Here is a 7,870-nt window from a genome sequence, read left to right as displayed (position 1 = left end):
TCCCTACGCCGCCCCGGCCGGGCAGGAGGCGTACTACGGGCAGGACGCCTACGCCTACCAGCAGCAGCAGTACGCCTACTACGGCCAGCAGCCCGATCCGTACTACGCGCAGCAGCAACAACAGCAACAGGAACAGCAGTTGCTTCAGCAGCAGGCGGAGATGCAGCAGGCCTATGCGCAGCAGGGGCACCCGCAGCCGCAGCAGCCGCAGCTCGACGAGACCAGCTTCTTCGACACGAGCATGATCGATCTGGAGCAGGTCCGTGAGTACGAAGCCCGCTACGGACAGGGGTACGGGCAGGGGGGCTGAGGCTCGATTGGGCCGTCGGCGGGGCGGTCCAGTATCCTGGCTCCTCGGTCACGCGCACGTCGGCGATGACTGCTGCCCGGAGCTCCCAGCCGGGCGGCGAAGCCCCACCGTAGAAAGCAGGAAGCCCTGAACCCCCGCCTAGACCCCCGCGCCCCCCTGGTGTTCGACACACGGGAACTGGGGCGGCGTCCTGGCGCGATGAAGCAGCTCTCCCGCTCGGTGGCGTCCCCCGGAAAGCTCGGCGCAGTCGAGGTGATCGGGGTGCCGGACGACGCGACGATCGAGCTCGATCTCCGCTTGGAGTCGGTCATGGAGGGTGTGCTTGTCACAGGCACCGGCCGTGCACCGCTCAAGGGGGAGTGCGTAAGGTGTCTGGTGCCGCTGGAGCAGGAATGCGTGGCGGACTTCCAGGAGCTGTTCTCCTACCCCGACGCCGACGACCGGAGCCGCCACGGTGCGGAGACCGGCGACGACGCCGAGGAGGAGGACGACACCTTCTCTCTCGAGGGCGATTACTTCGACCTCGAGCCCGTGCTGCGGGACGCGGTGGTGCTGTCACTGCCGCTGCAGCCGGTGTGCCGGGACGACTGCCCGGGACTGTGCCCCGATTGCGGGGCGGTCCTGGCGGACGACCCGGAGCACGACCATGAAGACGCCGTCGACATCCGTTGGGCGGCATTGCAGGGACTCGCCGAGACCATGAAGGACGGCGAGAACGACACGCCCCGGCAAGCCGGGGACGACTCACAGGAGAAGTAGCCGTGGCTGTTCCGAAGCGGAAGATGTCGCGCAGCAACACGCGCCACCGCCGGTCGCAGTGGAAGGCTGCGGTCCCCACCCTGGTTAAGTGCGAGCGCTGCCAGGAGCCGAAGCAGCAGCACATCGCGTGCCCGAACTGCGGCACCTACAACAAGCGTCAGGTCCTCGAGGTCTGATCGGCTGGTGACAGGCTTCATGTCAGACGCCCGAACCCCTGGCAGCGCCCCCCGTCGTGACGGAGGCGAACCGGCGGCACCGGCGGCGGATCTGGTGGATGCGGCCTCGTCCCACACGCTTCTGGAAGGGCGGCTCGGCTATGTGCTCGAGTCCGCCCTTCTGGTGCGTGCGCTGACGCACCGCTCGTACGCGTACGAGAACGGCGGGCTGCCCACCAACGAACGCCTCGAATTCCTCGGCGACTCCGTCCTCGGACTCGTCGTCACCGACACGCTCTACCGCGTCCACCCCGACCTCCCGGAGGGCCAGCTCGCGAAGCTGCGTGCCGCCGTGGTCAACTCCCGTGCCCTGGCGGGCGTCGCGCGCGATCTGGATCTGGGCGCGTTCATCCGGCTCGGACGCGGCGAGGAGGGCACCGGCGGGCGCGACAAGGCGTCGATCCTGGCCGACACCCTGGAGGCCGTGATCGGCGCGGTGTACCTCGACAAGGGTCTCGATGCCGCCGGTGAGCTCATCCACCGGCTCTTCGACCCCCTGATCGAGCACTCGTCCAACCTCGGGGCCGGCCTGGACTGGAAGACCAGCCTCCAGGAGCTCACGGCCGCGGAGGGCCTGGGCGTCCCGGAGTACCTGGTCACCGAGACAGGCCCGGACCACGAGAAGGTCTTCACGGCTGCCGCCCGCGTCGGTGGTGTCGCGTACGGCACCGGCACCGGCCGCAGCAAGAAGGAAGCGGAACAGCAGGCAGCTGAGACGGCCTGGCGGGCGATCCGTGCCGCCGCCGACGAGGCAGCCGGCCGGCCCGACGCGAAGGCTTCGTCGCCGGGCGCCTGATTCCGCACCTGAGACGGGCCCCGCAGGCCGCTCCTACGGGAGGGCCGCGGGGCTCGAGCTTTTTGCCCGGCTCCCATGGCCGGCCGCCCCTCGAGTGAGGAGAGAGAGTGCCCGAGTTGCCCGAGGTCGAGGTGGTGCGCAGAGGGCTGGAGCGCTGGGCCGGCGGCCGTACGATCGCCGGCGCGCAAGTGCTGCACCCCCGCGCCGTACGCCGGCATGCCGCGGGCGCGGCGGACTTCGCCGACCGGCTCAAGGGCCACAGCTTCGGGCCCGCGCGGCGCCGGGGCAAGTATCTGTGGCTCCCTCTCGACGAGGGCGTCTGCGTGCTCGCCCACCTCGGGATGAGCGGCCAGCTCCTCATCCAGCCCACCGGCGCCCCCGACGAGAAGCACCTGCGCATCCGCATCACCTTCGAGGACCCGGAGGCGGGCGAGCTCCGCTTCGTCGACCAGCGCACCTTCGGCGGTCTCTCCCTGCACTCAGAGGTGCCGACAGCCGAGGGCGACGACACCCTCCCCGACGTGATCTCCCACATCGCCCGGGATCCGCTCGACCCCGCATTCGACGAGGCTGCCTTCCACGCCGCCCTGCGCCGCCGCCGTACGACGATCAAGCGAGCGCTGCTCGACCAGTCGCTGATCAGCGGGGTCGGCAACATCTACGCCGACGAGGCCCTCTGGCGCGCGAAGCTGCACTACGAACGCCCGACGGCGACCTTGACCCGCCCCCGCACCGTCGAGCTTCTCGGGCACGTCCGCGATGTCATGAACGCCGCCCTCGCGGTCGGCGGCACCAGCTTCGACAGCCTCTACGTCAACGTCAACGGTGAGTCCGGCTACTTCGAGCGCTCACTCGACGCGTACGGCCGCGAGGACGAGCCCTGCCGTCGCTGCGGGACCGCGATGCGCCGCCGCCCCTGGATGAACCGCTCCAGCTACTACTGCCCCAAGTGCCAGCCGCCGCCCCGGACTCGGCGCCCGATGACGGTGCCGACGGGACCGGCGGGCGTCCGCGTCGTCCCCCGGTAGCCGGAGCAGCTTCCAGGGGAGCCGGACCGAGCGGCGAGAACTGAACCAGCCCGCTCCGCTCGGGATCACGGTGCCTGGTCACACCAGGCGAGTGCCGCGATCCGCCATCCCTCCGGGGTGGCGACGAACTGAAGGGTCTTGACCCCGCCACCTTCGAACGGCTCGCCGTCCAGGACTCCGGACTTGCGGTACTCACCGAATCGCGACGCGACACCGCCCGCGATCTCGGTCCGCTCGGAGGTCTCCCACTCGGAGAACTCGACCAGCCTGCCGTCGGCCAGGAGCTGCTGACGAGGCTCGATGAACTCGTCCACGGAGTAGACCGTGAACTCCGGGCCCGTCTTCACGATCAGCCCGGCCGGAAGCATCAGGCGACGGATCCGGGCGACGTCGGCGGCTTTGCCTCCCCGGTTGTCGAACGCGCCGAAGAACTCGGTGGTCACTGCGTCGATCTCGGCCTTGGACACGGCGCGACGCTAGCAGCCGGCGTGAACGGCCGGGGCCCGATTTTCCGGGACCATGACCGTCCTCCGACCAGCGGTCAGGCCCGAGCCGCTAGGCCCGGTACACCAGCAGGTACCGCCAGAACAGCAGGCGGCGAAGCGTCGAGCCGGGGAGGAGCCGAGCGGCTTCGACGCGGGTCTCGGCGTACGTCAGCGGGGGAGGCCAGACGAGGGGGATGTCCACGGACGGAGGGGGCCGGTGCCGGCTCAGCAGGCGATCGGCCTTGAGCAGGGACCGGGCGGGGAGCGCCCATACGAAGTCGGCCGCCGTCCTCACCGGGTAGAGCCCCAGCACCGCCAGGACACCGCCCGGGGCGAGGGCCTTCCGCAACGTCAGCACCGTCTCGAAGGGCATGTGGTGGAGGCTGGCGATGCAGGAGATGAAGTCGTAGTGCGCGTCGGGCAGTTGTCCGTCCCGCACGTCGACGTGGCGGTACCGAGGACCGCCGCCGGCCGTCCGCGCTGCCTCGATGACGTCGGCATTGGGGTCCACCCCCTCCGCGTCCAGCCCGCGCTGCGCAAGCAGGCGCGCGAACCGGCCGGTCCCGCAACCGACGTCCAGCGCCGTCCGCGCCCCGTCGGGCACCTGTGACAGCAGCAGCGGGTGGTAGTGATCGTTGAAGTTGAAGACCATGCGGTCGGACGCTATCCGTGCCCGATTCCGCCGACCAGCCCGCGAGACCGGGGCCGCTGCCGACAGCCTCTCCGGCGTTCAGTGCCCGAACACAGAACGGCCCCGACACCGCCCAAGGGCTGTATCGGGGCTCTGATCTGCGCTTTTCTCAGTAGCCGAAGTTCTGAGTCCACAAGGGACCGGAGTCGCCGCTCAGGTACGCGCCGACGCCCAGCGTGCGGTAGTTGCAGTTGAGGATGTTGGCCTTGTGTCCGGGGCTGTCCATCCAGGCTTCCATGACGGACTCGGCGTCGGACTGCCCGCGGGCGATGTTCTCCCCGCCGAGATCGAGGATGCCCGCGTCCTCCGCCCGGTCCCACGGCGACGTGCCGTCGGGACCCAGGTGGCTGAAGAAGCCGAGGATGCCCATGTCCTTGCTGAAGTCGCCGGCGAGCTCTTCCAGCTTGGGGTCGTTCTTCAAGGGCTTGCAGCCGGCCTCGTCGCGTTCCTCGTTGACGAGCGACAACACCTCCGCCTCGGCGGCCTCCGTCTTGCTGGCGGGACGCTCCTCGTCGCTGCTGCCGCTGCCCGAGTCGCCCTTCCCGCCGGAGTCGCTGCTCTCGCCGCCGTTCCCACCGGGGTCGGACGGCTTCGAGTTGTCGCCGCTCGAACCGCCACCGGGCTCGGACGGCTGCGAGGAACCTGGGCTCTGCGGACGCCCGTCGTTCCCCTCGGAATCGGGCGGCACGTTGCCGCCCGTGCTCTCTCCCACCTCACCGCCGGGGGACTCCGCCCCGCCTTCCGGTGAAGGAACGGAGGGGGCCTCCGGCGACTGGTCGGGCGGTCCGTCAGCCTGGACCCTGTCGCTGTACTGCGTGCCCGAGGTGCCCCCGGGCTGCGGAACCATGGTGGAGGCGACGGCCACTGCACCCATTGCCATCGCCGCGGACGCTCCCAGAAGTCCCGCCCGTGCCGAGAAGCCACCGCGCACGGGGGCGGCGGGCATCGGCCTGCGGTGCGAGCCTCGCTCCTGCCGGGGTCCGACGTCATACGAATATGCGACGGCGGGGGGCTCGGGAGCGTGGGATACGCGTCTGTGACGGCCCATCTCTGAAGTCCTCACATGTCTTCGGCTTTCTCGGCTTCGCCCGATCGAGTGAAGCTCGCTGGGCCGGACTGTACTGGATGACGCACGGGGCGCATGTGCTCTCCGGGGAAATGTCCCTATAGCGTGCGCCACATGTGTGAGGGTGGTGCTAATTGCGGGGCGGTGGACGGCGATCAGGCCGGTGTGCGGATGACTGCGTGGGTGCGCGGCCGAGTGCAACGGGTGGGCTTCCGCTGGTTCACGCGCGCTGCCGCTCTCCGCATCGGCGGGCTGGACGGCTTCGTCGTCAACCTCGGCGACGGGCGGGTCCAAGTCGTCGCGGAGGGACGGAAGGAGGGGTGCGAGCAGCTTCTGGAGTGGCTGCGCGCAGGCGACACGCCCGGGCAGGTCGACGGCGTCACAGAGATATGGAGCCGGCCCCGAGGGGGCTACTCGGGCTTCGCAATTCGATGATCCAAAGCGGTTGCCATTCGTGGCTGACCATGCAAGGCTGCCGCAACGAGTGGTAGATAGTGATCTTCACGCCCCCCGCGGGCCGCCGCCTCCGGTGCACTGAGCACCGTCGAGCCAGGGCCGCCCAGGGCCGCGGGGCGTGATCGTGTTGACCGTCATACCTTTTGGTGAGAAGCTGGAAGTCCCCCGCAGCCGGACTGTTTGATCCGGAAAATAAGTTCAGAAGTGGTACAGGCGGGCGCGAATTTTCCCTCACGGCCAACCACCACTCGGGTTGGTCACTCAGTGTGGAGGACCATCAATCATGGCAAAGGCGCTTCTCGGTTACGTCGGCGGCTCCGACCCCCGAGTCCTCTCCGAGATGCGACGGCTGCAGCAGCGTGTCCAGGACCTGGAATCCGAGCTCGTACGGATGCAGGCCGAGAACGACGCTCTGTCCGCCGCCGCACGGCACCAGGACTCGATGCTCGAGGGCATCGACATCGACGTACCCCAGGCGGAGCCTGCGCTGACCTGACCTTCCCAGGGTCCGGTCTGGCGTACAGCCGCCGTTCATAAATTCCGCGAGGGACGCTTCGGCGTCCCTTCGTTGTTTCCGGGTGGTCTTTCTCACCAGTACGTGTGGTGTGGGCAGTTGGGTGTTGCGCTTACCGACTGATGTGCCCTCCACCTTCTGCGGTGAAACCGAAACGACCATGGGACTTCGGCGCGTTGCGTCACCGGTCCGCGCCGGATGAGGGCGGCAAGTGGACTAGAGTCCGACGGCGTGCACCTGAAGAGCCTGACACTGCGGGGATTCAAGTCCTTCGCCTCCGCCACGACGCTGCGTTTCGAGCCCGGCATCACCTGCGTCGTCGGTCCCAACGGCTCCGGCAAGTCCAACGTCGTGGACGCCCTGTCGTGGGTGATGGGGGAGCAGGGCGCCAAGTCGCTGCGCGGCGGCAAGATGGAGGACGTCATCTTCGCCGGTACGACCGGCCGTCCGCCGCTCGGCCGCGCCGAGGTCTCCCTCACCATCAACAACAACGACGGCGCGCTGCCCATCGATTACGCCGAAGTCACCATCACGCGGATCATGTTCCGCAACGGCGGCAGTGAGTACCAGATCAACGGCGACACCTGCCGACTGCTGGACATCCAGGAGTTGCTGTCCGACTCCGGCATCGGGCGTGAGATGCACGTCATCGTCGGGCAGGGTCAGCTCGACGGCGTCCTGCACGCCGATCCGATGGGGCGACGCGCGTTCATCGAGGAGGCCGCCGGAGTCCTCAAGCACCGCAAGCGCAAGGAGAAGGCGCTGCGGAAGCTGGACGCGATGCAGGCCAACCTCGCCCGCGTACAGGACCTCACGGACGAGCTGCGCCGGCAGCTCAAGCCGCTCGGCCGGCAGGCGGCCGTCGCCCGCAAGGCACAGGTGATCCAGGCCGATCTGCGCGACGCCCGGCTGCGGTTGCTCGCCGACGACCTCGTCGCGCTGCGCGAGGCCCTGAAGTCCGAGGTGGCCGACGAGGCCGCGCTCAAGGAGCGCAAGGACTCGGTGGAGGCCCGGCTGAAGGAGGCGCTCCGCCGCGAGGCCGACCTGGAGCAGCAGGTACGGACGCTGACGCCCCGTCTGGAACGGGCCCAGCAGACCTGGTACGAGCTCTCGCAGCTCGCCGAGCGGGTCCGCGGCACCATCGGTCTGGCCGACCAGCGCCTCCAGCACGCCGAGGCCGACCCCGTCGAGGAGCGTCGCGGCCGCGAACCGGAGGACATGGAGCGCGAGGCCGGCCGTATCCGTGAGCAGGAAGCGGAGCTGGAGGCCGCTCTGGAGGCCGCCGAGCGTGCGCTGGACGACACCGTCGCGCACCGTTCGGAACTGGAGCGGCAGCTGCAGGAGGAGGAACGTCGCCTCAAGGACGTGGCCCGCGCCATCGCCGACCGCCGTGAAGGGCTGGCGCGGCTGCACGGCCAGGTCAACGCGGCCCGCAGCCGTGCGTCCTCGGCCCAGTCCGAGATCGACCGGCTGACGACGGCGCGGGACGAGGCGCAGGAGCGCTCGGCCGCTGCCCAGGAGGAGTACGAGACGCTCCAGGCGGAGGTCGA

The 7,870-nt window shown here is 69.5% G+C and carries 10 protein-coding genes and 1 pseudogene; 8 read left to right on the top strand and 3 right to left on the bottom strand.

Going from position 1 to position 7,870, the window contains the following annotated elements; translation table 11 throughout:
- The 5 genes and pseudogenes from H5J26_RS25815 to mutM form a co-directional block, all read left to right on the top strand.
- Window positions 1-310: pseudogene (locus H5J26_RS25815) on the top strand (cell division initiation protein); the annotation flags it as partial.
- A 198-nt stretch (window positions 311-508) separates the two neighbouring features.
- On the top strand, window positions 509-1,069 hold the full coding sequence (locus tag H5J26_RS25810; RefSeq protein WP_181768373.1) for a YceD family protein: 561 nt from the start codon (window positions 509-511) through the stop codon (window positions 1,067-1,069).
- A gap of 2 nt (window positions 1,070-1,071) precedes the next feature.
- A complete protein-coding gene (rpmF, locus tag H5J26_RS25805; RefSeq protein WP_028433405.1) occupies window positions 1,072-1,245 on the top strand; it encodes a 50S ribosomal protein L32 in 174 nt (57 codons plus the stop codon).
- Between the two features lie 19 nt (window positions 1,246-1,264).
- Window positions 1,265-2,080 (top strand): ribonuclease III, encoded by an 816-nt coding sequence (gene rnc, locus H5J26_RS25800; protein WP_181768372.1) that lies wholly within the window; start codon window positions 1,265-1,267, stop codon window positions 2,078-2,080.
- A 107-nt stretch (window positions 2,081-2,187) separates the two neighbouring features.
- The gene (mutM, locus tag H5J26_RS25795) at window positions 2,188-3,108 is read left to right on the top strand and encodes a bifunctional DNA-formamidopyrimidine glycosylase/DNA-(apurinic or apyrimidinic site) lyase (RefSeq protein ID WP_181768371.1); all 921 of its coding nucleotides are present in this window, start codon (window positions 2,188-2,190) and stop codon (window positions 3,106-3,108) included.
- A gap of 65 nt (window positions 3,109-3,173) precedes the next feature.
- On the opposite strand, the gene H5J26_RS25790 is transcribed toward mutM, so the two are convergent.
- From H5J26_RS25790 to H5J26_RS25780, 3 genes are all read right to left on the bottom strand, one after another.
- Window positions 3,174-3,575 (bottom strand): nuclear transport factor 2 family protein, encoded by a 402-nt coding sequence (locus H5J26_RS25790; protein WP_181768370.1) that lies wholly within the window; start codon window positions 3,573-3,575, stop codon window positions 3,174-3,176.
- An 88-nt stretch (window positions 3,576-3,663) separates the two neighbouring features.
- The gene (locus H5J26_RS25785) at window positions 3,664-4,245 is read right to left on the bottom strand and encodes a class I SAM-dependent methyltransferase (RefSeq protein WP_181768369.1); all 582 of its coding nucleotides are present in this window, start codon (window positions 4,243-4,245) and stop codon (window positions 3,664-3,666) included.
- A 148-nt stretch (window positions 4,246-4,393) separates the two neighbouring features.
- Window positions 4,394-5,164: a CAP domain-containing protein gene (locus H5J26_RS25780; protein WP_235981106.1), complete on the bottom strand. Its 771-nt coding sequence runs from the start codon at window positions 5,162-5,164 to the stop codon at window positions 4,394-4,396.
- Window positions 5,165-5,521: 357 nt separating this feature from the next.
- Here H5J26_RS25780 and H5J26_RS25775 point away from each other — a divergent pair, with 357 nt between their 5' ends.
- From H5J26_RS25775 to H5J26_RS25765, 3 genes are all read left to right on the top strand, one after another.
- Window positions 5,522-5,785 carry an acylphosphatase gene (locus H5J26_RS25775; protein WP_181768367.1) on the top strand — a complete coding sequence of 88 codons (264 nt, stop codon included), beginning with the start codon at window positions 5,522-5,524 and terminating at the stop codon, window positions 5,783-5,785.
- 304 nt (window positions 5,786-6,089) lie between these two features.
- Complete coding sequence (locus H5J26_RS25770; protein ID WP_181768366.1) at window positions 6,090-6,302, top strand: hypothetical protein; 213 nt, start codon at window positions 6,090-6,092, stop codon at window positions 6,300-6,302.
- Window positions 6,303-6,551: 249 nt separating this feature from the next.
- On the top strand, window positions 6,552-7,870 hold a 1,319-nt coding region (locus H5J26_RS25765), incomplete at its 3' end, for a chromosome segregation SMC family protein (protein WP_181768365.1).

The sequence above is a fragment of the Streptomyces albidus (ex Kaewkla and Franco 2022) genome (assembly GCF_013870515.1).
GTDB lineage: Bacteria > Actinomycetota > Actinomycetes > Streptomycetales > Streptomycetaceae > Streptomyces > Streptomyces albidus.
This window is presented reverse-complemented; position numbering and strand designations above follow the sequence as displayed.